21 protein-coding genes and 3 pseudogenes are annotated in these 22,370 nt (G+C 70.8%); 13 read left to right on the top strand and 11 right to left on the bottom strand.

Translation table 11 applies throughout. The annotated features are described in order from the left end of the window. Positions 1-18: 18 nt before the first annotated feature. Positions 19-816 (bottom strand): class I SAM-dependent methyltransferase, encoded by a 798-nt coding sequence (locus KKZ08_RS17740; protein WP_223775388.1) that lies wholly within the window; start codon positions 814-816, stop codon positions 19-21. Between the two features lie 168 nt (positions 817-984). On the opposite strand from KKZ08_RS17740, the gene mshA reads away from it, so the two are divergent. The 3 genes from mshA (at position 985) to KKZ08_RS17725 (ending at position 4,739) form a co-directional block, all read left to right on the top strand. Beyond that, the gene (gene mshA, locus KKZ08_RS17735) at positions 985-2,385 is read left to right on the top strand and encodes a D-inositol-3-phosphate glycosyltransferase (RefSeq protein WP_223775387.1); all 1,401 of its coding nucleotides are present in this window, start codon (positions 985-987) and stop codon (positions 2,383-2,385) included. Between the two features lie 52 nt (positions 2,386-2,437). Then, positions 2,438-2,935 carry a YbjN domain-containing protein gene (locus KKZ08_RS17730; protein WP_223779096.1) on the top strand — a complete coding sequence of 166 codons (498 nt, stop codon included), beginning with the start codon at positions 2,438-2,440 and terminating at the stop codon, positions 2,933-2,935. A gap of 139 nt (positions 2,936-3,074) precedes the next feature. Continuing rightward, complete coding sequence (locus KKZ08_RS17725; RefSeq protein WP_223775386.1) at positions 3,075-4,739, top strand: glycoside hydrolase family 55 protein; 1,665 nt, start codon at positions 3,075-3,077, stop codon at positions 4,737-4,739. Here the strand turns inward: KKZ08_RS17725 and KKZ08_RS17720 are convergent. Continuing rightward, complete coding sequence (locus KKZ08_RS17720; protein ID WP_223775385.1) at positions 4,681-6,060, bottom strand: MFS transporter; 1,380 nt, start codon at positions 6,058-6,060, stop codon at positions 4,681-4,683. The two genes, KKZ08_RS17725 and KKZ08_RS17720, sit on opposite strands and share 59 nt — an antisense overlap. A gap of 162 nt (positions 6,061-6,222) precedes the next feature. Here KKZ08_RS17720 and KKZ08_RS17715 point away from each other — a divergent pair, with 162 nt between their 5' ends. Then, positions 6,223-6,984 (top strand): phosphoglyceromutase, encoded by a 762-nt coding sequence (locus KKZ08_RS17715; RefSeq protein ID WP_223775384.1) that lies wholly within the window; start codon positions 6,223-6,225, stop codon positions 6,982-6,984. Positions 6,985-7,064: 80 nt separating this feature from the next. On the opposite strand, the pseudogene KKZ08_RS17710 reads toward KKZ08_RS17715, so the two are convergent. The 4 genes and pseudogenes from KKZ08_RS17710 to KKZ08_RS17695 form a co-directional block, all read right to left on the bottom strand. Next, positions 7,065-7,148, bottom strand: a pseudogene (locus KKZ08_RS17710) (integrase); the annotation flags it as partial. A gap of 139 nt (positions 7,149-7,287) precedes the next feature. After that, positions 7,288-7,479 carry a mobile element transfer protein gene (locus KKZ08_RS17705; RefSeq protein WP_223775383.1) on the bottom strand — a complete coding sequence of 64 codons (192 nt, stop codon included), beginning with the start codon at positions 7,477-7,479 and terminating at the stop codon, positions 7,288-7,290. A 12-nt stretch (positions 7,480-7,491) separates the two neighbouring features. Next, positions 7,492-8,149 (bottom strand): annotated as a pseudogene (locus KKZ08_RS17700) (DUF2637 domain-containing protein). 88 nt (positions 8,150-8,237) lie between these two features. Further along, positions 8,238-8,967: pseudogene (locus KKZ08_RS17695) on the bottom strand (FtsK/SpoIIIE domain-containing protein); the annotation flags it as partial. A 365-nt stretch (positions 8,968-9,332) separates the two neighbouring features. Here KKZ08_RS17695 and KKZ08_RS38995 point away from each other — a divergent pair. Next, complete coding sequence (locus tag KKZ08_RS38995; protein WP_346657884.1) at positions 9,333-9,740, top strand: WGxxGxxG family protein; 408 nt, start codon at positions 9,333-9,335, stop codon at positions 9,738-9,740. Between the two features lie 76 nt (positions 9,741-9,816). On the opposite strand, the gene KKZ08_RS17690 is transcribed toward KKZ08_RS38995, so the two are convergent. The 4 genes from KKZ08_RS17690 to phoU all read right to left on the bottom strand — a co-directional run bounded on the left by KKZ08_RS17690 (position 9,817) and on the right by phoU (position 13,429). After that, positions 9,817-10,440: a hypothetical protein gene (locus KKZ08_RS17690; RefSeq protein WP_223775382.1), complete on the bottom strand. Its 624-nt coding sequence runs from the start codon at positions 10,438-10,440 to the stop codon at positions 9,817-9,819. A gap of 88 nt (positions 10,441-10,528) precedes the next feature. Continuing rightward, positions 10,529-10,912 (bottom strand): hypothetical protein, encoded by a 384-nt coding sequence (locus tag KKZ08_RS17685; protein WP_223775381.1) that lies wholly within the window; start codon positions 10,910-10,912, stop codon positions 10,529-10,531. 994 nt (positions 10,913-11,906) lie between these two features. Then, positions 11,907-12,122: a hypothetical protein gene (locus KKZ08_RS17680; protein WP_223775380.1), complete on the bottom strand. Its 216-nt coding sequence runs from the start codon at positions 12,120-12,122 to the stop codon at positions 11,907-11,909. 623 nt (positions 12,123-12,745) lie between these two features. Next, on the bottom strand, positions 12,746-13,429 hold the full coding sequence (phoU, locus tag KKZ08_RS17675) for a phosphate signaling complex protein PhoU (RefSeq protein ID WP_223775379.1): 684 nt from the start codon (positions 13,427-13,429) through the stop codon (positions 12,746-12,748). Between the two features lie 273 nt (positions 13,430-13,702). On the opposite strand from phoU, the gene KKZ08_RS17670 reads away from it, so the two are divergent. Continuing rightward, complete coding sequence (locus KKZ08_RS17670; RefSeq protein WP_223775378.1) at positions 13,703-15,019, top strand: ATP-binding protein; 1,317 nt, start codon at positions 13,703-13,705, stop codon at positions 15,017-15,019. Continuing rightward, entirely contained in the window at positions 15,016-15,696 is a 681-nt protein-coding gene (locus KKZ08_RS17665) for a response regulator transcription factor (RefSeq protein WP_127911779.1), read from the top strand. Before KKZ08_RS17670 ends, KKZ08_RS17665 begins: the two co-directional genes overlap by 4 nt. Before the next feature lie 113 nt (positions 15,697-15,809). Here the strand turns inward: KKZ08_RS17665 and KKZ08_RS17660 are convergent, their stop codons facing one another. After that, positions 15,810-16,553, bottom strand: a complete 744-nt coding sequence (locus KKZ08_RS17660; RefSeq protein WP_223775377.1) for a copper chaperone PCu(A)C — start codon at positions 16,551-16,553, stop codon at positions 15,810-15,812. Between the two features lie 670 nt (positions 16,554-17,223). On the opposite strand from KKZ08_RS17660, the gene KKZ08_RS17655 reads away from it, so the two are divergent. The 6 genes from KKZ08_RS17655 to rlmB all read left to right on the top strand — a co-directional run bounded on the left by KKZ08_RS17655 (position 17,224) and on the right by rlmB (position 22,278). Further along, positions 17,224-17,706: a CarD family transcriptional regulator gene (locus tag KKZ08_RS17655; RefSeq protein ID WP_003953493.1), complete on the top strand. Its 483-nt coding sequence runs from the start codon at positions 17,224-17,226 to the stop codon at positions 17,704-17,706. Between the two features lie 316 nt (positions 17,707-18,022). Continuing rightward, positions 18,023-18,754: a 2-C-methyl-D-erythritol 4-phosphate cytidylyltransferase gene (gene ispD, locus KKZ08_RS17650; RefSeq protein WP_223775376.1), complete on the top strand. Its 732-nt coding sequence runs from the start codon at positions 18,023-18,025 to the stop codon at positions 18,752-18,754. Then, complete coding sequence (ispF, locus tag KKZ08_RS17645) at positions 18,744-19,253, top strand: 2-C-methyl-D-erythritol 2,4-cyclodiphosphate synthase (protein ID WP_223775375.1); 510 nt, start codon at positions 18,744-18,746, stop codon at positions 19,251-19,253. The genes ispD and ispF overlap by 11 nt, the downstream gene beginning before the upstream one ends. A gap of 83 nt (positions 19,254-19,336) precedes the next feature. After that, complete coding sequence (locus KKZ08_RS17640) at positions 19,337-19,741, top strand: PPOX class F420-dependent oxidoreductase (RefSeq protein ID WP_223775374.1); 405 nt, start codon at positions 19,337-19,339, stop codon at positions 19,739-19,741. Between the two features lie 81 nt (positions 19,742-19,822). Beyond that, positions 19,823-21,226 carry a cysteine--tRNA ligase gene (gene cysS, locus KKZ08_RS17635; protein ID WP_223775373.1) on the top strand — a complete coding sequence of 468 codons (1,404 nt, stop codon included), beginning with the start codon at positions 19,823-19,825 and terminating at the stop codon, positions 21,224-21,226. A 107-nt stretch (positions 21,227-21,333) separates the two neighbouring features. After that, positions 21,334-22,278 (top strand): 23S rRNA (guanosine(2251)-2'-O)-methyltransferase RlmB, encoded by a 945-nt coding sequence (rlmB, locus tag KKZ08_RS17630; RefSeq protein WP_223775372.1) that lies wholly within the window; start codon positions 21,334-21,336, stop codon positions 22,276-22,278. Positions 22,279-22,370: the final 92 nt, after the last annotated feature.

Raw genomic sequence — 22,370 nt, 5'->3', positions numbered from 1 at the left:
AATCCCCGCCCGAGCAGTTCACCCCGCCCGAGGCGCCAACGCCTCCCAGCGCACCGTCACTTCACCCTGCCGCCACCGCGAAGTCCCACCGAGGACCGGCCAGTCGACGCTGACGTCACGCACCGCCCTGATCCACCGCTGCCGCGCCCCGTACGAGGCGTACGGCGCCGCGGCCGCCCAGGCCCGGTCGAAGTCCCGCAGGAACGCGTGCACCGGCTCACCCGGCACGTTCCGGTGGATCAGCGCCTTCGGCAGCCGCTCGGCCAGGTCGGAGGGCCGCTCCAGGGAGCCGAGCCGCGCCGCGAACGTCACCGTGCGGGGCCCCTCAGGGCCGAGCCCGACCCACACGTGCCGCCGGCCGATCTCGTCGCAGGTGCCCTCGACGAGCAGCCCGCCGGGGGCGAGCCGCGCGCACAGCCGCTCCCACACGGCGGCGACCTGCTCCTCGTCGTACTGCCGCAGGACGTTCGCCGCCCGGATCAGCACCGGGCTGCCCGGCAGCGGCACCTCGAAGCCGCCGTGCCGGAACACGAGCCCCTCGCGCTCATACGGTTGCGCGGCGGCGACCCGCGCCGGATCGATCTCGATGCCGACCACGCGCGCGTGCGGCGCGACGGTACGCAGCCGCAGCAGCAGTTCGACGGCGGTCCAGGGGGAGGCGCCGTAGCCGAGGTCGACGGCGACGGGGTCGGGGGAGCGGCGCAGGGCGGCGCCGTGCGTGGCGGCGATCCAGCGGTCCATGCGGCGCAGCCGGTTCGGGTTCGTGGTCCCGCGCGTCACCGTTCCCACGGGGCGGGAAGGGGTGCGTGGGGCCATGGGGAAAGGGTATGCGGGGACGGCGGTCGACAGGCATCGCGTAACGCTTTGGCAAAAAGGGGTGAAGGAGCGGGCGAGAGGAAATGGAGCAGCTGCTTCCGGTGTTCTCCCTGCGGAGGTACGTACGCCCTCCGCCTCGTCATGCCCGTACGCAAGGAGGACCGCCACGTGAGCCACTACGTGTCCAGGCTCGGGCGTCGCTCCCCGGCGGCACCCTCTCGGCTCCGTATCCCCGGCATCCCCGGCATCCCCGGCATCCCAGGCGTTCCGGGTTCCCACGGCTCCCATCGGCGTCCGCGCCGCGTGGCGATGCTGAGTGTGCACACCTCGCCGCTGCACCAGCCCGGCACGGGCGACGCGGGCGGCATGAACGTCTACATCGTCGAGCTGGCCAAGCGTCTCGCCGCGATCGACATCGAGGTCGAGATCTTCACGCGCGCCACCACCGGCGCCCTCCCGCCCGCCGTGGAACTGGCGCCCGGCGTCCTCGTGCGCCACGTCGACGCGGGCCCCTACGAAGGCCTCGCCAAGGAAGAGCTGCCGGCGCAGCTCTGTGCCTTCACGCACGGCGTGATGCAGGCCTGGGCGGGCCACCGTCCCGGCTACTACGACCTGGTCCACTCCCACTACTGGCTCTCCGGCCACGTCGGCTGGCTCGCCGCCGAACGCTGGGGCGTGCCCCTCGTCCACGCCATGCACACCATGGCCAAGGTCAAGAACGCCGCGCTCGCCGAGGGCGACACCCCGGAGCCGGCCGCCCGCGTCATCGGCGAGACGCAGATAGTGCGTGCCGCCGACCGCCTCGTCGCCAACACCTCCGAAGAGGCCGGCGATCTCGTACACCACTACGAAGCCGAGCCCGGCAAGGTCGCCGTCGTCCACCCCGGCGTCAACCTCGACCGCTTCCGCCCGGCCGACGGGCGCGCCGCGGCGCGCCACCGCCTCGGGCTGCCGCCGGACGCCCTGATCCCCCTCTTCGCGGGCCGCATCCAGCCCCTGAAGGCCCCTGACGTGCTGCTCCGCGCGGTCGCCGTGCTCCTGGACGAGCGGCCCGCCCTGCGCTCGAACATCGTCGTCCCCATCGTCGGCGGCCCCAGCGGCAGCGGCCTCGCGAAGCCGGAGGGCCTCCAGAAGCTGGCCGCGAGACTCGGGATCGCCGACGTGGTGCGCTTCCAGCCGCCGGTGGGCCAGGACCAGCTGGCGGACTGGTTCCGCGCGGCGTCCGTGCTCGTGATGCCCTCCTACAGCGAGTCCTTCGGTCTCGTCGCCATAGAGGCGCAGGCGGCGGGCACACCGGTCCTCGCGGCCTCGGTGGGCGGCCTGCCCGTCGCGGTGCGCGACGAGGTCACCGGCTTCCTGATCTCCGGCCACGAACCGGCCCACTACGCGCGCGTGCTGCGCGATTTCGCCGACCATCCACAGCTTGTGGACCGCATGGGAGCGGCCGCGGCCCGGCACGCGCAGTCCTTCGGCTGGGACACGGCGGCCGCGGCGACGGCCGATGTCTACACGTCGGCCATGTACGACTTCCGCAGCTCAGGCCGTCACGTACGCTCGCACCATGGCTGAGCCCGAGCAGGCGGACACGGAAGCGGACATGGGCATGGACGCGGTCATGGGCATGGAGGCGGACGTGGACACCGCGACGATCATCGAGCGGACACTGGACGACGCCGAGCTGGAGTGGGAGAGCCCCGAGCCGGGCTCCTACGTAGTGAAGCTCCCCGGCACCCGCAAACTGTCGACGACCCTGTCGATGATCGTGGGCAAGCACTCGCTGTCCCTGAACGCGTTCGTGATCCGCCACCCCGACGAGAACCACGAGGCGGTCCACCGCTGGCTGCTCGAGCGGAACCTCCGCCTCTACGGCGTGAGTTACGCGATCGACTCCCTCGGCGACATCTACCTGGCCGGCAAGCTGCCGCTCGCCGCGGTCACCCCCGCCGAACTGGACCGCCTCCTCGGCGCGGTCCTCTCCGCCTCGGACGACTCCTTCAACACGCTCCTGGAGCTGGGTTTCGCGTCGGCGATCCGCAAGGAGTACGAGTGGAGGGTTTCGCGGGGGGAGTCCACCCGGAACCTCGACGCGTTCACGCATCTGACCCAGCCCAAGGGGTAGCGGACCGCCGGACCACGTTCCCTGTGGGTAGCCGGGTGCCGCCCACCCCCTTCCGTGCGGAGCGCCGCCGTGGCATGCTCCCGCCCACTGCACCGCACCGCTCACGTGAACCGCATTCACATCCATGGAAGGCGGCGGCATGGCTCACCCCACCAGACGCGTCCTGCTCGGCGGCGCGACAGCGGCCGCGGCGGCCGCGACAATCGCCCCCACTGCCCGCGCGGCCGCACCCGCCCTCCAAACGCCCACCCTCTGGCGTGAGTTCACCCGGGCCCCTTACACACACCCCCAGATCCCCTACATAGGCCGCTCCGGCTTCCGTACGGGACGACACCCCTTCCCCCGCCACCACCGCGTCCTCGACGCCCACCGCTACGGCGCCACCCCCGACGGCACGTCCGACGCGGCCCCCGCCATCAACCGCGCCCTCGCCGAAGCGGGCAGGAGCGGCGGCGGCACGGTCCTCCTGCGGCCAGGCACCTACCGCGTCGACGACGTCATCCGCATCGCCCACGACCACGTCACGCTCCGCGGCGCGGGCAGCGCCCGCACCACCCTCCTCGCCACGAAGAACCTCACCGAGCTGATCGGCCCCTACGGCTCACGCTACGGCGGCGACAAGTCCAGCTGGTCCTGGGCCGGCGGCCTCATCTGGCTCTGCCCGGAGGCCCGTTGGGAGTCGCTGACCGCCGCCATCAAGGCCAAGGCCTGGCCCTTCGAGGGCTGGACCGGCAACAGGCGCGACGAGTGGCGGACCCTCACCACCGTCCGCCCGGCCCACCGAGGCTCCTGGTCGGTGCGGGTCACCGACGCCTCCCGCCTCCGCAAGGGCGACCTCGTACTCCTGCGCCTCGCCGACGACGCCGACCACACGCTCCTGGAGCACATGGCGGGCGACGGCGCGGGCGCACGCGCGTACACCTGGGACGACAAGACGAAGCTCACCTCGTACGTCCCCTACGAGTGGCCCGTAAGGATCGCGGCCGTCGACCCCGGCAGGCGCGCGGTCACCTTCGAGCGCCCCCTGCCCCTCGACATACGCCCCTCATGGGAGCCCCGCCTCACCACCCACGTCCCGGCCCTGACCGGCTCGGGCGTCGAGGCGCTCACCCTGGAGGCCGTCGAGACCCCTCAGTCCCCGCACCTCCTCGACAAGGGCCACAACGGCGTCACGTTCCAGTGCGCGTACGACTGCTGGGCCGACGACATCGTCGTACGCCATGTGGACAACGGCTTCGGCCTGGTGGCCGCCTCCGCCTGCACCCTGCGCCGCACGCGCGTGGCGGGCCGCGGCTCGCACCACCCGTACTTCTGCCGCGAGGGCTCGCACGACAACCTCGTCGACGACTTCAGGATCGACGCCCGCACGACCCCGGCCCCGCCCGGCACCCAGCTGCACGGCATCAACGTGGAGGGCCTCTCCTCCTACAACGTCTGGTCGCGCGGCCACATGGAGATGGGCACCTTCGACAGCCACCGCGGGATGCCGTTCGCGAACGTACGTACGGACATCACCGTCGAGAACAACGGCCGGCACGGCGGCGACGCGAGCGCGGGACCCCTCTTCGGCGCCCGCTTCACCCACTGGAACATCCGCGTCACCAACGGACGCGCGGGCCTCGTGAAGCTCGACGACCTCGCGCCCCACAGCGCCACGGTCGGTCTCAACACCGTCCGTGAGTTCGACCAGATCGACGTCCCCGACTTCACCGGCGACCTGAACACGCGCCTTGAGCTGTACAGCACTACGGACGCGGTGCGGCCGCGGAATCTGTACGAGGCGCAACGGACCCCGCGGCACTGACCGCGCCGCCCTCCACCGGGTTCTCCACCGGGTTCTCCGCCGGGTTCTCCGCCGGGCTCTGCGCCGAGCCCTCCGCCGGGTCCTTCGCCGGGCTCTGCGCCGAGCCCTCCGCCAGGCCCTCATCCGGAAGGCCCCGCATCAGCCCCCAGTACCCCAGCGCCGCCACCGTCCCGAGCACCGCGCACGCCGCCCACAGCCACTCCGCGCCGAACCGGTCGATCATGAACCCGGACATCAGCGGGGCGACGAGCGCGGCCACGGACCACGACATCGTGTACATGCCCTGGTAGCGCCCGCGCCCGTGGGTGGGGGAGAGCGCGACGACGAGGCCGGTCTGCGTCGGCGCGTTGACGATCTCGGCGAGCGTCCACACGCAGACCGTCAGCGCGAAGACCCCGACGGACCCGGCGAAGGCGGTCAGCCCGAAGCCGTACCCGGCGACTACGGAGGAGATCACCAACAGCCGTCGCGGATCGCGGTGTTCGATGAACCGCGTGACCGGGATCTGCAGCGCGACGATCAGCACGCCGTTCACGGCGATCGCGAGCCCGTAGTCGGCGGGCGTGAAGCCGGCCTCGCCCATCGCGACCGGCAGCCCCACGGACCCCTGCTGGAAGATCAGCGCGACGAGGAACGACAGCCCCACCACGCCCATGAACCGCCCGTCCCGCAGCACGGTCCCGAGCCCGACCACCGGCTCGGCGGCCTTCTCCTGCGCCGTCCGCACGGGCCGCGACTCCGGCAGCTTCATGAAGACGACGACCGCGCAGACCATCGTCATCGCGGCCTCGATCAGGAACCCGGCGCGGTAGCTGTACGAGGCGATGAACCCGGCGCCGGCGGAGGAGATGGCGAAACCGAGGTTGATGGCCCAGTAGTTGAGGGAGAAGGCCCGCACCCGGTCCTCGGGCCGCACGATGTCCGCCATCATCGCCTGCACGGCGGGCCGCGACGCGTTGCTCGCCATGCCCACGAGGAAGGCGACGCCCGCGATCGCCACCGGGTGCTCCATGAACCCGAGCACCGCCACGGAGAGCGCCGTCGAGGCCTGCGCGATCAGCAGCGTGGGCCGCCGCCCGAGCCGGTCCGTCATCACGCCCGCGCCCAGGGAGGACACGACGCCGCCGAGCCCGTGCAGCGCGGCGACGAGACCGGCGTACGAGGCGGAGTAGCCCCGCTCCAGGGTGAGGTACAGCGCCATGAACGTGGCGACGAAGGCGCCGAGCCGGTTGACCAGGGTGCTGATCCACAGCCACCAGAAGGCGCGCGGAAGCCCCGACACGCTCTCGGTGACGGCACGTCTCATGGCGGTGAAGGGCATGCGGTTTCCCCCGGTGTGTAAGCGGCTAAAGCGGCGAGGACACATTACGAGCCGGCCGCGCCGCCCCGCCACCCGATTGACGCGAACCGTCAATCGCCACCCCCCCGCACCCCCTACTGGCCCGCGCGCGAGGGCCACCGGGGTTCGATTACGCTCAGAGGCATGGCCGACGCACCGTACAAGCTGATCCTCCTCCGCCACGGCGAGAGCGAATGGAACGCGAAGAACCTGTTCACCGGCTGGGTGGACGTCAACCTCAACGAGAAGGGCGAGAAGGAGGCGGTCCGCGGCGGTGAGCTGCTCAAGGACGCCGGCCTGCTCCCCGACGTGGTCCACACGTCGCTCCAGAAGCGCGCGATCCGCACCGCGCAGCTCGCGCTGGAGGCGGCCGACCGCCTCTGGATCCCGGTGCACCGCTCGTGGCGCCTGAACGAGCGCCACTACGGCGCCCTCCAGGGCAAGGACAAGGCCCAGACGCTGGCCGAGTTCGGCGAGGAGCAGTTCATGCTCTGGCGCCGCTCGTACGACACCCCGCCGCCGCCGCTGGACCGCGACGCGGAGTACTCCCAGTTCTCCGACCCCCGCTACGCGACGCTCCCGCCCGAGCTGCGCCCCCAGACGGAGTGCCTGAAGGACGTCGTCGTCCGCATGCTCCCGTACTGGTTCGACGGCATCGTCCCGGACCTTCTCACGGGCAGGACGGTCCTGGTAGCGGCCCACGGCAACAGCCTCCGCGCCCTGGTCAAGCACCTGGACGGCATCTCCGACGCGGACATCGCGGGCCTGAACATCCCCACGGGCATCCCGCTCTCGTACGAACTGGACGCCGAATTCAAGCCCCTGAACCCGGGCGGCACCTACCTCGACCCGGAGGCCGCGAAGGCGGCGATCGAGGCGGTCAAGAACCAGGGCAAGAAGAAGTAACCGCCCACGAGTAAGCCCCCTGCCCGCGGGTTCTCCGCGTGCAGGGGGCTTGTCGCTTCCTCTGAGCCGTGTCCGGGCCGTCAGATGCTCTGGCTGGACGGCATCAGGTGCGCGTACACGCGGAGAGTCAGGCCCGGGTCCGAGTGACCCGGGTACTCGGCGAGGTTCGAGGGCCAGAAGCCGAAGAGGACGATCAGGACGACGATTCACGTGCGGACGCCGAGGAACTTGACCGCTCCCCCAGACGAAGAGGCCGAGGAGGACGACGAGCGGCAGGCTGACGGTCACGGTGTGCGGGTCCTTTCAGCGGACGGGGCAGCGGTGGGTACGGGCGGCCGGCTCGGCGGCGGCCCGGCTGTCATAGTCGGCGGAGAAGCCGCAGCACGGAGCCGTACAGGCTGCGGTGTGCTTCTCCCGGCCGCGACCGTCGTAGGAAGTGCTGACCCGGAGGGGGCCGATGCGGGTGACGGAGCGGAAGCGGCGGTTTGCGCTCACGTGGGTCTCTACTCAGAGCTGGGCGACGATGGCGTCGGCCATGGGCGGCGGGACGCCGAGGCGGGCGCGCGGGGTCGGAGTGTCGATGGCCATTCCGGTGCGGGCGTGGTGCTCGGCGGCGACTTTGCGGGCGTGCTCGACCATGGCGGCCGGGACGGCGACCGGCGGCGAGGCGGGAGGCGGAGTCGATACCGGCTCGACTGCCAAAGGCGCCGGGGGTTCCGGTGCGGGAGCGGGCGCGCCCTCCTGGTCATCGATGTCTTCGGGCGTCTCCTGGCCCACGGCGTCACTGGCCTCGTCGTGCGCGGTCGGCGGCGAGTGACGAGGAGGTTCCGCCGAGGAAGGCGGCCGCGGGCCAGCCCGCGACGAGGATGCGGGGCCAGGCCGGAACGTGGTCCAGGTCGAGCAGCCCGGCGGTGGCGACGTTCGCACCCAACGACGCGGCGAGGGCGATCAGGAACCAGCACCACCCGGCCGCTGTCGCCTCGCCGGACCGCAGACGGCGCCCGGCGGCGACGAGCAGCAGGTCGACCGAGACGGGATAGGCCCACGCCTTCCACCCGTCCTGTCCGGCCGCCGAGGCGACGTCGTGCAGGTGGGCGAAGGACAACGCGGCGGCGATGACCGCTTGGACGAGCACCGCGTCGACACGGGCCAGGTGGGCACGCATGCTGCGGCTCCTTCCGAATTCGGGCATGGGAGGGGTAGGGACATGGCGTGAGGCGGTCACGCCGACCGGGGATGAGCGGGGACACGGGTCAGTCGGTCACCGGTCGAGGCCGCACGACCGGACTCGGAGTCTCAGCAGGCTGTAGGGGCGCGTCGGGCCGGAAGGGCTTGAGCGCGGGCAGGTCGGGGACCAGGTGGGCCGAGGCGCGGCAGGTCTCGACGGCGTCGCCGAGGGAGAGGTAGGGCGTGCGGATGCGGGACCAGCCGCCGGAGGTGTCGCCGGCCACGGCGAGGCCGGGCCGTTCGGGGGCGATGGCGCAGGCGGCGGGGACTGCCTCGGGGGCGATGTCGCCGAGTGCCGTCTTGGCGAAGGCTTCGTCGTTGACGCTGCGGCAGACGCGGCCGGTCAGCTGGGCCCGCAGCATGGTCGCGCCCTTGCCCAGCTCGGCGCCGAAGCGCTGGCCGCAGACCTCCAGGTAGATGCCGGCCGCGCGGCCGAGCTGGGCGAGCCGGATGAGCTGGGTGACCATTTCGTCCCGGCGTTCCTCGTCCTTCTTCGTGGCGACGAGGAAGAGTTCGGCCACTTCGTCGACGAACAGCACGACGGGTACCGGGCGTTCGTGCTCGGGCAGGCCCCAGATGTCGGAGGTGATCTCCTCGTCCGGCGTGCTCGGTGCGATGCCCTGGCGGGTCTTGATCAGGTCGTACCGGTCCTCCATTTCCCTGATGAGCACGGGCAGCAGCTCGGCGGCCCTGCTCTGGGTCGGTGGCGAGCATCGACAGGCGCGGGACGAAGGGTGCCAGTTCCACGCCCCGCTTGCGCTTTCTCTACTGGTTCAATCCCCGGCTGCGCTCCACTCCGCCGGGCGCGCTTCCCGGCTCCGCTCCGGGCGACGCTCCTGCCTTCGGCCCGCTCCGCCCGCGCTGCGCCGACGCGCCCGTCGTGGCGTGCTGGGGCCTCCCATCCCGTCCACCGCCGGCCCAGGCAAGCCGAACAGACGCGGCCCAGGGCGTCCAAGTCGTTCGTACAGTGGCGCGCTCTACCTGGACGCCCTGAACCACGCTCGCTCCACGGTGTGTGGGTCGACGGCGGGCGGGATGGGAGCTGGGTGAGTGGTGGGCGGGGGCGCTCCACCCTGTCACCCATTCGGCCGAATGGCCCTACTGGGTACAGGGCGCGGGAAATGGGCTCTACCGCGCTTCAGGGAGCGCTGTGGTGCCTGCCGGGGTTGCGCGCCTCACCGAATTCACTCTATATGGGTAGAAAGCCCAGTCTATGGGTCATCCAAGGAGGAATTATGCGTCGCGTGACTATCGGTGCTCTACTGGCCGCCACTCTCCTCGCGGGCCCCACTGCGGTCACCGCAGCAGCGCAGACGCCGGTGGTGGCCCAGGCAGCCACCGTGCAGGCCACCCAGAGTCAAGCGCAGGCTGACGACAACAAGGACGATGACGATGGGGGATGGGGTCTCTGGGGTCTCGCCGGTCTTCTGGGTCTGCTCGGTCTCATCCCTCGTCGGCAGAAGACACACGACACGGGAACTCGTCGCGGCACAGGGACCGGTGGCGCGCACCCGGATGATCGTCTTTGAGTCGGACGCCCTTCAGGTGCCTGACACCCACAGAAGCGAACGGGGCCGGTTGACGACGTATCTCTGTGAACCGCCCTTACCGGCGTGGCTCAGGTTGAGCGGCACGATCCGCCCCCGTGACCGACCTGATGGGGTTACGCACGCCGTCGCGGAACGCGCCGAGCCCGGCATCGAAGTCGACCGCTGAGCCGACGAACAACGTCGACTCGTCGGGTGCCACGTAGATTTTGCCGCCACCGCGCACGGCGTGGACGAGGCAGATACCCAGTCCGTCCGGCAACTCTACGATGTTCACGACCGGATCCGTCGTGTGCTCCGCGAACAGGCTGAGCCCCACTGCGACGAGCCGATCGGTACTGCCGGTGCCTGGGGCCGCGCCGTCGGCGGCCGCAGCCGACAAGGGCCGGCGCACCTGGGCACTTGTCGGCTCGATGAATTGGATCAGGTAGCCCGCGCCGGCGGCCGCCTCAAGGAAAGCATCGAGGTCGGATGACTCGCGCAAAAGCGCACCGAGCTCCCCTTCGGCTTCAGCAAGCTGGAAGCTGGCGGTCGCGAACGAATGCGTCACCGGGGAGGTTCCCGCAGGGAGCGGCGGAACGGAGGTGCTGATCAGGAGCCCCGGCTCACCGCGAATCTCCAGCGCCACCCGCCCGCCCCGCAGCAGCCGGTAGCGGCGCGTTACCTCGGATGCGCCGTTCACGGCCTGCCCACCGCTCCGCTGACCTTGAGGCATGCGAGCATCATCAGCTCGTCCTTAAGGCACGCCGTCGCGTAACCCTTCGGGGTCATCATGAGGTGCCGCCATGGCCACGGAGGCTGTCCCGGTCGGGCACGGGGACACCGGCCAAAGTGAAGGGGTCGAGGAGAGCGCGGTACTGAGCCTCGGACAGTTTCATGCGCTTGTGCACCGCCCGTGCGCCAATGACGCAAGCAGACTTGCTGTCCGAGTGAAGGCTTGTGCGGACCTGCTCCAGCTCGACGGCACGGGGGAGCAGCGCCGATCTGACGGCGTGGTCGATCCAGGAGTGCTCCGAGGCGGACACTCGCGCTACCCGGCTGCCCTCGCGGCCGCCCCGGGGCCACCGCTCCATGAAAGCCTCGTACAGCGCCGCGAGTGCGGCAGCCGGTAGGGCCGTGGCGGACGAGACGAAGTGGGCGGTCGTGGGGTCCACGGTAGTACCTCCTGAGTCGTGTGAACGCGGCCAGGGTACGGTCTGGGTCGGACAGCGTTCCGACGGGCGAAGCGAGCGAGAAGGGGGATCGGGACAGCGGAGCAGTACCACGTGAGTGGACCTATAAGAGCAGCCCCTTGGCGACGTACGGCACCCTCGCGGCATCGCGACCCGATATGAGAAGACCACCACCTCCTACGAGCCGTTCACGGGTTCCCTTGGCAGTCTGCGCAGCCGTCACCTGACACCAATAGACGCGGACGAGGGCGGTCAGGCGCGGCTCCCAGCGGAAGCGCATCCGGGGCCGGGAGTTCGTTAGCTGGTGCCGTCAGCTCACCGTGATCCGGTAGCGTCCTCGTAGGGCCGTCACCCGACCGGTATGACCGCCACCGACCGATCCACATAGAGCTACGGATCAGAGGGTCATCCCCTCGGTGTCAGTGATGCGGAGGGCATCGCCGACTCTCTGCCGCCTGCCAAACAGAGGACGCCCTGAACGGATCGCCGAGGCACAACACGGGTGCTGCCTCCGGCACTTCGCAGGGCTGTATGCACGCTGCCCGTCACCGCACGTGGTCGACGATCTCTCCCGTTCCTGGCACATGGCCGGACCAGCTTGGCTACCGTTCAGCCCATGGTCGACAGATCGCGAAGCAGGGACGAGATCCTTGAGCTCGGTGCCGCAGCCGCAGCACAGTGCACCATGCCCCGTGGTGGGTTGAGTAGTCCGGTGGGCAGCGCGGCCTTCAGGTCTGCCTGTTTGGACCTCAACTATCACGCCGGCATCGCGGCGGTCCGCGCCGGCTATACCCCTGAGGAAGTAGGCGCCGAGGCGGCCGACCTGTTCAGGCGAGGCTTCACTCGGTACTTGGGGGACAACGAGCACTTCCACACCCAGTGATGTGCAGGGGCGGCGAGCGGCTGCCCCAGCGTGGCGAAGCTCAACTGAAGCGGATGCCACAGACGAGGTCCCGCGGGCGTGAACGACGGCACCTCACGGGCTGCCCGAATCCGAGATGCCCCGCGCCAACTCCCCCACCACCTCCGCGATCCACTCCCCGAACCCCGTCGGAGCCACAAGCACGCCGAAGACCAGAACGATGGCCACCGTCAGTTGTTCGTCCTTGCGGCTGCGCGCCTCCGTACGCCTGCGCAGACGCAGGACGATGACGACTGCCAGGAGAACCGCCACGTTGATCGTCAGCACCATCGGCCAGGCCCCCTCGTACGAGAACGTCCCGGCCTTCCTGTGTAGCCCCCGACCTCCCTCCCTGGCCGCCCGGTCACCCGCACTTGGCAGCAAAACGTTCCTCCGCGGCCGGATCGGCACGTGCGGAGCGTGTATGCCAAAGGCCGAGGCCGGGGCGGGGCCGGCAACAGGGAACGGCCAGGACGCGGCGTCAAGTACTCCGAGCCCGTTGCGTGCTGGTTCTGGCATGTCTGTGACAGCTGTGGAGGGAGTTTCGCCGGGCGGCTCGTTCGGCGGTCGGGCCCGGACCGCCGACGCGCGCGTGCGCCGTTGATGCGCCCTGCCCGGCGGCGTTGCAATGGGAGACAGGCAGTACGCGAGTACAGCGGTACGCCGTTACACCAGTACGCCTTCGAGGAGGAGACCCATGACAGCGTCCCCCGAGCCCATGGTCATAGCGATGAACTGCGGCTGCGGCTCCGGCTGCTCCTGCGGCTGCCAGTCCGGCGGCTCCTGCCAGTGCGGCGGCGGCTGCGGCTGACGCCCGTCCGCACGACCGTGCCCCGCAAGACCGTGCCCCGCACGACCACCTGACGTCGTGCGGGGCACCGCGCGTAAGCCCAGCGGGGCCCGTAGAAAGGGGCCTACGCCCCTTCGACCGGTGCCGGGCCCGACGACTGGATCTCGTCCGCGTGCTCGCCCGTGACCAGGTACACGACCCGCTTCGCGACCGACACCGCGTGGTCCGCGAAGCGCTCGTAGTAGCGGCCGAGCAGCGTCACGTCGACGGCCGTCTCGATGCCGTGCTTCCAGCGGTCGTCCATCAGGTGCTGGAAGAGGGTGCGGTGCAGCTGGTCCATCTCGTCGTCGTCCTGCTCCAGCTGGAGCGCGAGGTCGACGTCCTTGGTGATGATGACCTCCGCCGCCTTCGCCATCAGGCGCTGCGCGAGCTGGCCCATCTCCAGGATCGTGGCGTGCAGGTCCCGCGGCACCGCCGAGTCCGGGAAGCGCAGCCGGGCCAGCTTGGCGACGTGCTGGGCGAGGTCGCCCGAGCGCTCCAGGTCGGCGCTCATCCGCAGCGAGGTCACGACGATGCGCAGGTCGGTGGCGACCGGCTGCTGCCGCGCGAGCAGGGCTATCGCACGCGCCTCCAGCTCGTGCTGGAGATCGTCCACCTTCTGGTCGGCGGCGATCACGCTCTCGGCCAGCTTCAGATCGGCGTCGAGCATGGCCGTCGTGGCGCGCCCGATCGCGGACCCGACGAGGCGGGCCATCTCGACCAGGCTCTCGCCGATCGAGTCAAGTTCCTCGTGGTACGCGTCCCGCATGTGGCTGTCCCTCTCTCGTACGTCTCAGGGGGCTGGCCCCTACGCTCCCACGGTGCGGCCCCGACGCGTCCGTTTCCGGCACCTCGAATGAACCATCCCTGTCATCAAGGTGAACTGTGGGCGACACGGGACGACATCTCCGATCAGCCCGCTACCGGGCCCTTCGGCAGAAATGAACCGGTGCCGTCCCCTCGGTGAACTCTGGGCGACGAGTGTTCGAGGCCGCACCCGAATGGCTGTGGCCCGTACTCACCCGGCGCATAACCTGGGGACATGGACGTGAACGCGGCGGTCGCCGCAGCGGCAGCGATCGCCGGGGTGTGCACCGGCGTCATCGCCATGCTGGCGTTCCGCTGGAGCGAGCGCGAACAGAAACGCCCCACCCGGACCTCCCTGCACACCGACGCCGTACTGCCGCCGGGCGTGGACACGGTCCTGTCCGTGCTGCGCTCCTCGGCCGTCGTCCTGGACGAGGCCGACAGCGTGGTCAAGGCCAGCTCGGCGGCGTACGCGCTCGGACTCGTGCGCGGCGGCAAGCTCGCCGTCGAGCCGATGCTCCAGATGGCCCGCGACACCCGCAGGGACGGCGAGATACGCCAGGTCGAACTGGACCTGCCCCGCCGCGGCACCGGCCGCGGCGAGGCCCTCGCGGTCTCCGCCCGCGTCGCCCCGCTCGGCTCCCGGCTCGTGCTGCTCCTGGTCGAGGACCTCACGGAGGCCCGCCGCATCGAGGCGGTACGCCGCGACTTCGTCGCGAACGTGTCCCACGAGCTGAAGACCCCCGTGGGCGCCCTCAGCCTCCTCTCCGAGGCCGTCATGGACGCCTCCGAGGACCCCGAGGCCGTCGAACGCTTCGCGGGCCGCATGCAGATCGAGGCGACCCGCCTGACCAACCTCGTCCAGGAGCTCATCGACCTCTCCCGGGTCCAGAACGACGACCCCCTGGAGGACGCCGAGCCCGTACGCGTCGACGAACTGGTGGCGGAGGCGATCGACCGCAGCCGCCACCAGGCCTCCCACAAACAGATCACCCTGGCCGCGTCGATAGGAGGGACCGCGGGCCCCTCCACCGAGGACGAGGGCGGGCGCCGGGAGGCCGGCACCGCCGAGCTCCAGATCTGGGGCAACCGCGGCCAGCTCGCCGCGGCCCTCGGCAACCTCGTCGAGAACGCCGTCAACTACAGCCCCTCCCGCACCCGCGTGGGCATAGCCGCCCGCCGGGTCACCGCGCCCGGCGGCGACATGATCGAGGTCGCCGTCACCGATCAGGGCATCGGCATCTCCGACAAGGACAAGGAACGCATCTTCGAGCGCTTCTACCGCGTCGACCCGGCCCGCTCCCGGGCCACCGGCGGCACCGGCCTCGGCCTCGCCATCGTCAAGCACGTGGCCGCCTCCCACGGCGGGGAGGTCACCGTGTGGAGCTCCGAGGGACAGGGCTCCACCTTCACCCTGCGGCTGCCGGAGGCGGCCGCGCACCGCGACCGCGGACCAGGTCACGGCGGTGGCACCGGCGCCGGAGCCGGTACCGCCCCGACCGACGAGACCACTACGTACGAACCCATTCCTGCCCCGGAGGTCCTTCCGTGACCCGAGTGCTCGTCGTCGAGGACGAGGAATCCTTCAGCGACGCTCTGTCCTACATGCTCCGCAAAGAGGGCTTCGAGGTCGCCATCGCGGCCACCGGCCCGGACGGACTCGACGAATTCGAGCGCAACGGCGCCGACCTCGTCCTGCTCGACCTCATGCTGCCGGGCCTGCCCGGCACCGAGGTCTGCCGTCAGCTGCGCAGCCGCTCCAACGTCCCGGTGATCATGGTCACCGCCAAGGACAGCGAGATCGACAAGGTGGTCGGTCTGGAGATAGGAGCCGATGACTACGTCACCAAGCCCTTCTCCTCGCGCGAACTGGTCGCCCGCATCCGCGCGGTCCTGCGCCGCCGCGGCGAGCCGGAGGAGGTCGCTCCGCAGGCCCTTGAGGCGGGCCCCGTCCGCATGGACGTCGACCGCCACGTGGTCACCGTCTCCGGCTCCAAGATCGACCTGCCGCTGAAGGAGTTCGACCTCCTGGAGATGCTCCTGCGCAACGCGGGCCGCGTCCTGACCCGTATGCAGCTCATCGACCGCGTCTGGGGCGCGGACTACGTGGGGGACACCAAGACCCTCGACGTCCACGTCAAGCGGCTGCGCGCGAAGATCGAGCCGGACCCGGGGGCCCCGCGCTACCTGGTGACGGTCCGCGGCCTCGGCTACAAGTTCGAGCCGTAGACCGCGAGCGGCGGGACGTGAGACGTGAGAGAGGGCGGGAACCCGGTGGGGTTCCCGCCCTCTCTCGTACGTGCGTCGATGAGTTGCGTACGTCGATCAGCTACGTACGTCGATCAGTGCTCGGCGCCGGTACCGGTACCCGTGCCGTTGCCGGTGTCCGCGCCGTGCGAGGCGGCGTCCGACGGGTCCGTGTCGGCGGCGTCGGAGGCGTGCCCCGACGGGTCGGCGGAGCCCGCGGGATCCGACGGCTCACCGGACTCGCCCGGCTTCCCGGACTGCCCCGGCTTCGCGGACTTCTCCGCCCCGGCGCCCGGCGCCTGCGGCACCTCGGTCGGGCCCCACTTGGTGAAGTAGCTCTCGGCCGGCACGACGAAGGCCTCCAGGTTCACGTCGCCCGTCTTGCTGAAGGCGAACGTGACCTGCTGCGCGTCGCCGTCCTTGACCGCTTCGCGGCCGCTGGGCAGGACGGCGGAGGCGTTGTCCTTGCCGCCGATGACGACCGAGCCGCCGGCCGGGATCGTCAGCCGGCCGTTCTTCTCGGCGGCCTTGTCACCCTTGGCGGGCGCGATCTCGACCTTCTCGTCGGCACCCTTGACCGTGATCGACTCGAGGGTCTGGTCGGTCGTGCCTCCGTTGAAGATCGTCGCGGAGACGACGGCCGGGCCCTTGGCCTTCAGGTCCGGCTGCGTGATGACCGTGGCGTTCTGGATCGTGATGTCACCGACGGAGGTCGCGGCGTGGTCCGGCCTGACCCCCAGCGTCTGAGCGTTGTTGCCCGCGCCGCACGCGGCGAGCGAGGCGAGCGAGAACGCGATGGCGGTGGCGGCGAGGGCGCCGCGTCGAAGGCTGCGGCTCACGGCGGCGGCAACTCCTTGAACGGGGGCGGTAAGGGAGGGCGGGCGGCCGTGCAGCCGCCCTAAGGGTGTGTCAGCGCGCTTAGGTTACCGAGCCGTTCCCGCGCCACCGCACCCGACCCGCCTCTCCGCGCCACGAGCTGTGCCGGACCGGTCGCGGAACCGGGAGCGGGAGCGGTCGTGGAACCGGCCGCCGGGCCTATCACCGTGCCTGTTCGCCCCGCCCGCTTCATTGCCCCGTCGTTCGCCATTCACATAACCGCTGGCAGGCGTCGGCCGGGCCCGTCCGGCGGATTTCCGGTAAGGAAGGCAAAGAATGCGCGGCCGCCCGGAGAATTGATCACCGAACGGCTTGATCAATTCCGGAATCACGCCGGGCGACGTCCCGGACACCTCTCCGCCCACCGAACGGAGCAGCGAAAGTTCACCGCTTGGAACCGCGCAAACCGGGACGATCGGGCTCTCCGGGCGCTCTTGAGGGGTGCGTATCGCCCACGTTTCTCCCTCCCCGAAGAGCCGCTCCGACCTGCGAATACCCGGTTCCGGGGGCCCTGCGCAGCACGTCACTGTTGCTGTTGTCAAGCCCCGAGATATGCCCTGACCTGCGAAAACGCCATTCAGAAGAGGCGATTCTCGTGTTAGGATGGATAGCCACGGAAGGGGTACCTGTCACATGACGTTCAAGGTTGGCGACACCGTGGTCTATCCCCATCACGGGGCCGCGCTGATCGAGGCCATCGAAACTCGCCAGATCAAAGGCGTGGACAAGACCTACTTGGTGCTGAAGGTCGCCCAGGGCGACCTGACGGTGCGTGTGCCAGCGGACAATGCGGAGTTCGTCGGCGTGCGTGATGTGGTCGGTCAGGACGGGCTGGACCGGGTCTTCGAGGTGCTGCGCGCGCCGTACGCCGAAGAGCCCACGAACTGGTCGCGTCGTTACAAGGCAAATCTCGAGAAGCTCGCCTCCGGCGATGTCATCAAGGTCGCGGAAGTCGTGCGTGACCTGTGGCGTCGGGAGCGGGAGCGTGGACTGTCCGCCGGCGAGAAGCGCATGCTCGCCAAGGCTCGGCAGATCCTGGTGAGCGAGCTCGCCCTCGCGGAGAACACGAACGAGGACAAGGCCGAGGCCCTGCTGGACGAGGTCCTCGCGTCCTGACGCGGACGGCCTGAGGCGCATGCCCCGGCTGTCCCATGGCGCAACGATGCCGCGGTGCCCGCTGACCCTTAACCGGAGTCGCCGGGCGCTGCGGCATGTTCGTACCCAGATGGTGTTCGAAGACGTTGCCCACAGTTGCCCAGATGTTGTTCGAACCCGGGCAGACGTGGTGGCGGCCCCCCAGAGACCGTGTTGGCGTGCCGGGCCCGGGCAGCTGGCTCGACCAGATGTCACGGAAGGGTCCGGTCAAGATGTCGCGCCCGGCACGGTGTGGCCATACCCACGTCGGCCGAGCACACAAACCTGAACGGAACCGATGTCTAGCGAATCCCGTACCGCGGTGGTCATTCCCGCGGCAGGACGGGGCGTGCGCCTCGGCCCTGGCGCCCCCAAAGCGCTCCGTGCGCTCAACGGCACCCCGATGCTCATCCACGCCATCCGCGCCATGGCGGCCTCCCGGGCCGTCTCCCTCGTCGTCGTCGTGGCACCGCCGGACGGCGCCGCCGAGGTCAAGACCCTCCTCGACGACCACGCGCTGCCCGAGCGGACCGACTTCGTCGTCGTGCCCGGCGGGCAGAGCCGCCAGGAGTCCGTGCGGGCCGGCCTGGACGTGCTGCCGCCCGGCATCGACATCGTGCTCGTGCACGACGCGGCCCGTCCGCTGGTGCCCGTCGACACGGTCGACGGCGTCATCCGGGCCGTACGCGAGGGCGCGCCCGCCGTGGTGCCCGCGCTGCCGCTGACCGACACCGTCAAGCAGGTCGAGCCGGCCGCGACGCCGGGCGAGGCCGAGCCCGTCGTCGCCACCCCCGAGCGGGCCAGGCTGCGCGCCGTGCAGACCCCGCAGGGCTTCGACCGCGCCACGCTGGTGCGCGCCCACGAGAGCGTCACCGACAACGTCACGGACGACGCGAGCATGGTCGAACAGCTCGGCCTGCCCGTCGTCGTCGTGCCCGGCCACGAGGAGGCCTTCAAGGTCACGCGGCCCCTCGACCTCGTCCTCGCCGAGGCCGTGCTCGCCCGCAGGAGGGCCAACGATGGCTTCTGAGACGCCTGCCCCGGCCCCCGTACTGCCCCTCGTCGGCATCGGCACCGACATCCACGCCTTCGAAGAGGGCCGCGAGCTGTGGTGCGCGGGCCTGAAGTGGGAGGACGAGGGGCCCGGACTCGCCGGACACTCCGACGCCGACGTCGTGGCGCACGCCGCCTGCAACGCGCTGTTCTCCGCGGCCGGCCTCGGCGACCTCGGCGCGCACTTCGGCACCGGCCGCCCCGAGTGGTCCGGCGCCTCGGGCCTGGCCCTCCTCACCGAGGCCGCCCGCATCGTGCGGGACGCGGGGTTCACCATCGGCAATGTGGCCGTGCAGGTCATCGGCCCCCGCCCGAAGATCGGCAAGCGCCGCGACGAGGCGCAGAAGGTCCTCTCCGAGGCGGCGGGCGCGCCGGTCTCGGTCTCCGGGGCCACCACCGACGGCCTGGGCTTCCCCGGCCGCGGCGACGGACTCGCCGCGATCGCCACCGCGCTGGTGGTCCGCACCGCACCCTGAGGCGGACACCGCGGATATCGGGTAGGTGTATGGCTCGTACAGGCGAGGCTCTCGCAGCCAGCTGTCCACGAAGGAGTGAAGCCATGTCCGCCGCACTGTCCGACCAGCTCAAAGCCCTTCTCGACGCCCCGTCGTTCATCACCGTCGCCACCATCCAGCCCGACGGCAGCCCCCAGCTGTCGCCGGTCTGGGTGAAGCGGGACGGCGACGACGTGCTGTTCTCCACCACGCTCGGCCGCCGCAAGGAGAAGAACCTCCGCCGCGATCCGCGCGTGACGGTGCTGCTCCAGCCCTTCGACGCGCCGTACACGTACGCGGAGATCCGCGGCACGGCGGAGATGACGACGGAGGGCGGTCAGGAGCTGATCGACGAGCTGTCGCTGAAGTACACGGGCAAGAAGTACGCGGAGTTCAACCCCGACTCGGTGAACGACTCCCCGCGGGTCGTGGTGCGGATCTCGCCGCGCAAGGTCGTCGGGCGGGTCTGAGGACGGTCGTACGTCACGGTTGCGTTGCCCTGTGGGGGCAGGGGGCGTGGGGCACTGTCCCGCGCCCACTACCCTGGAGTGGTGACGATTCGCCTGTACGACACCAGCGCCCGGCAGATCCGTGACTTCAGCCCCCTCAACGACGGCTGCGTCTCGATCTACCTGTGTGGTGCCACCGTGCAGGCCGCCCCGCACATCGGGCACATCCGCTCGGGCCTGAACTTCGACATCATGCGCCGCTGGTTCGCCTACCGCGGCTACGACGTGACGTTCGTGCGGAACGTGACCGACATCGACGACAAGATCATCAAGAAGTCGGCCGAGCAGGGCCGCCCCTGGTGGTCGATCGGGTACGAGAACGAGCGCGCGTTCAACAGCGGTTACGACGCGCTCGGCTGCCTGCCGCCCACCTACGAGCCGCGCGCCACCGGCCACGTCACCGAGATGGTCGAGATGATGCGCGGCCTCATCGAGCGCGGTCACGCCTACGAGGCCGACGGCAACGTCTACTTCGACGTGAAGTCCTTCCCCGGCTACCTGGAGCTCTCCAACCAGGACCTCGACGACCTGCGCCAGCCGTCCGGCGAGGGCGAGACCGGCAAGCGCGACCCGCGCGACTTCGCGATGTGGAAGGCCGCCAAGGAGGGGGAGCCCAGCTGGGAGACCCCGTGGGGCCGCGGCCGTCCCGGCTGGCACCTGGAGTGCTCGGCGATGGCGCACAAGTACCTGGGCACCGAGTTCGACATCCACGGCGGCGGGATCGACCTGATCTTCCCGCACCACGAGAACGAGATCGCCCAGGCCAAGGCCTTCGGCGACACCTTCGCGCGCTACTGGGTGCACAACGGCTGGGTCACCATGAGCGGCGAGAAGATGTCCAAGTCGCTGGGCAATTCGGTGCTCGTCTCCGAGATGGTCAAGGAGTGGCGGCCGATCGTGCTGCGCTACTACCTCGGCACCCCGCACTACCGCTCGATGATCGAGTACAGCCCGGAGGCCCTGCGCGAGGCCGAGTCCGCGTTCGCCCGCATCGAGGGCTTCGTGCAGCGCGTGGTGGAGAAGGCCGGCGGGACCGTCGAGCCCGCCGCCGAGGTGCCGCCCGCGTTCGCCGACGCCATGGACGACGACATGGGCGTGCCGCAGGCGCTCGCCATCGTGCACACCACGGTCCGCCAGGGCAACAGCGCCCTGGCCGCCGACGACAAGGAAGCCGCCGTGGCGCGCCTCGCCGAGGTGCGGGCCATGCTCGGCGTCCTCGGCCTCGACCCGCTCGACCCGCACTGGGCCGGTGGCGAGAGCGACCGCGGCGAAGACCTCCACGGCGTGGTCGACAGCCTCGTACGCCTGGTCCTCGACCAGCGCGAGGCCGCCCGCGGCCGCAAGGACTGGGCCACCGCCGACGCCATCCGCGACCAGCTCGGCCAGTCGGGCCTGGTCATCGAGGACAGCCCGAGCGGGCCCCGCTGGACGCTCGGTCCGCGCTGACCGGGCCGCTGATGTGCCGCCCGGCCTCGTGGGCGGCACACTTCATAGACGTACACCCTCGCGCGTACGGACGTACGCGCACCCGCAACACGACAGACAGGTAGGTCATGGCCGCTAACAACCGCCGCATGTCCGGCAAGAAGGGCGCGCAGGTCGGCAGCGGCGGCAATCGGCGCCGCGGCCTTGAGGGCAAGGGTCCGACGCCGCCCGCCGAGGCGCGCAAGGGGCATGTGAAGAACCGCATCGCCACCGCCAAGGCCAAGAAGGCCGCGGGCCGCCGCCCCGCGCCGAAGGGGCGCGGCGGCAAGTCGTCCTCCGAGATGGTCGTCGGCCGCAACCCGGTCTTCGAGGCGCTGCGCGACGGCGTGCCCGCCACCACGCTCTACGTCCAGCAGTTCATCGACAACGACGAGCGGGTCCGCGAGGCGCTCCAGCTCGCGGCCGAGCGCGGCGGCATCCACCTCATGGAGGCGCCGCGCCCCGAGCTCGACCGCATGACGAACGGCCTCAACCACCAGGGCCTCGTCCTCCAGGTCCCGCCGTACGAGTACGCGCACCCCGAGGACCTCGTCGCCGCCGCGCACGACACCGGTGACGACCCGCTGATCGTCGCGCTCGACGGCGTGACGGACCCGCGCAACCTCGGCGCGATCGTCCGCTCCGTGACGGCGTTCGGCGGCCACGGCGTCGTCGTGCCCGAGCGGCGCGCCGCCGGCATGACGGCCGGCGCCTGGAAGACGTCGGCCGGCACGGCCGCGCGGACGCCGGTCGCCCGCTGCACGAACCTGACGCGCGCCCTGGAGGCGTACAAGAAGGCGGGCATCGCCGTCGTCGGCCTCGCGGCGGACGGCGAGCACGAGGTCGGTGACCTGGAGGCGCTCAGCGGCCCGGTCGTCATCGTCGTCGGCAGCGAGGGCAAGGGCCTGTCCCGCCTCGTCGGCGAGACGTGCGACTTCCGGGTGCGGATTCCGATGCCGGGTGGGGCGGAGTCGTTGAACGCGGGGGTCGCCGCCGGTGTGGTGCTCTACGAGGCGGCCCGCCGCCGCGCGTAGGTATGCCTCGATGTCCGGGCCGCGGTGATCTTTTGACGCGGTCCGGACATTTCTGCGCGGTCAAGGCAGTGTCCTAACCACACGTCACTCGG

It is taken from the genome of Streptomyces sp. 135, from assembly GCF_020026305.1.
In the GTDB taxonomy this organism is placed as follows: Bacteria; Actinomycetota; Actinomycetes; order Streptomycetales; family Streptomycetaceae; genus Streptomyces.
Note: the sequence above shows the minus strand (reverse complement) of the source record. Positions and strands in the feature narration are given on the sequence as shown.

Coding starts and splice junctions, on each gene's coding strand:
- KKZ08_RS17730 (WP_223779096.1), top strand. CDS start 2,438: ATGGAGGCGGACGTGGACACCGCGACGATCATCGAGCGGACACTGGAC.
- KKZ08_RS38995 (WP_346657884.1), top strand. CDS start 9,333: ATGGGCTCTACCGCGCTTCAGGGAGCGCTGTGGTGCCTGCCGGGGTTG.
- KKZ08_RS17725 (WP_223775386.1), top strand. CDS start 3,075: ATGGCTCACCCCACCAGACGCGTCCTGCTCGGCGGCGCGACAGCGGCC.
- ispF (WP_223775375.1), top strand. CDS start 18,744: ATGGCTTCTGAGACGCCTGCCCCGGCCCCCGTACTGCCCCTCGTCGGC.
- KKZ08_RS17740 (WP_223775388.1), bottom strand. CDS start 816: ATGGCCCCACGCACCCCTTCCCGCCCCGTGGGAACGGTGACGCGCGGG.
- KKZ08_RS17715 (WP_223775384.1), top strand. CDS start 6,223: ATGGCCGACGCACCGTACAAGCTGATCCTCCTCCGCCACGGCGAGAGC.
- KKZ08_RS17655 (WP_003953493.1), top strand. CDS start 17,224: ATGACGTTCAAGGTTGGCGACACCGTGGTCTATCCCCATCACGGGGCC.
- KKZ08_RS17670 (WP_223775378.1), top strand. CDS start 13,703: ATGGACGTGAACGCGGCGGTCGCCGCAGCGGCAGCGATCGCCGGGGTG.
- KKZ08_RS17720 (WP_223775385.1), bottom strand. CDS start 6,060: ATGCCCTTCACCGCCATGAGACGTGCCGTCACCGAGAGCGTGTCGGGG.
- KKZ08_RS17680 (WP_223775380.1), bottom strand. CDS start 12,122: ATGGTGCTGACGATCAACGTGGCGGTTCTCCTGGCAGTCGTCATCGTC.
- KKZ08_RS17640 (WP_223775374.1), top strand. CDS start 19,337: ATGTCCGCCGCACTGTCCGACCAGCTCAAAGCCCTTCTCGACGCCCCG.
- rlmB (WP_223775372.1), top strand. CDS start 21,334: ATGGCCGCTAACAACCGCCGCATGTCCGGCAAGAAGGGCGCGCAGGTC.
- phoU (WP_223775379.1), bottom strand. CDS start 13,429: ATGCGGGACGCGTACCACGAGGAACTTGACTCGATCGGCGAGAGCCTG.
- ispD (WP_223775376.1), top strand. CDS start 18,023: ATGTCTAGCGAATCCCGTACCGCGGTGGTCATTCCCGCGGCAGGACGG.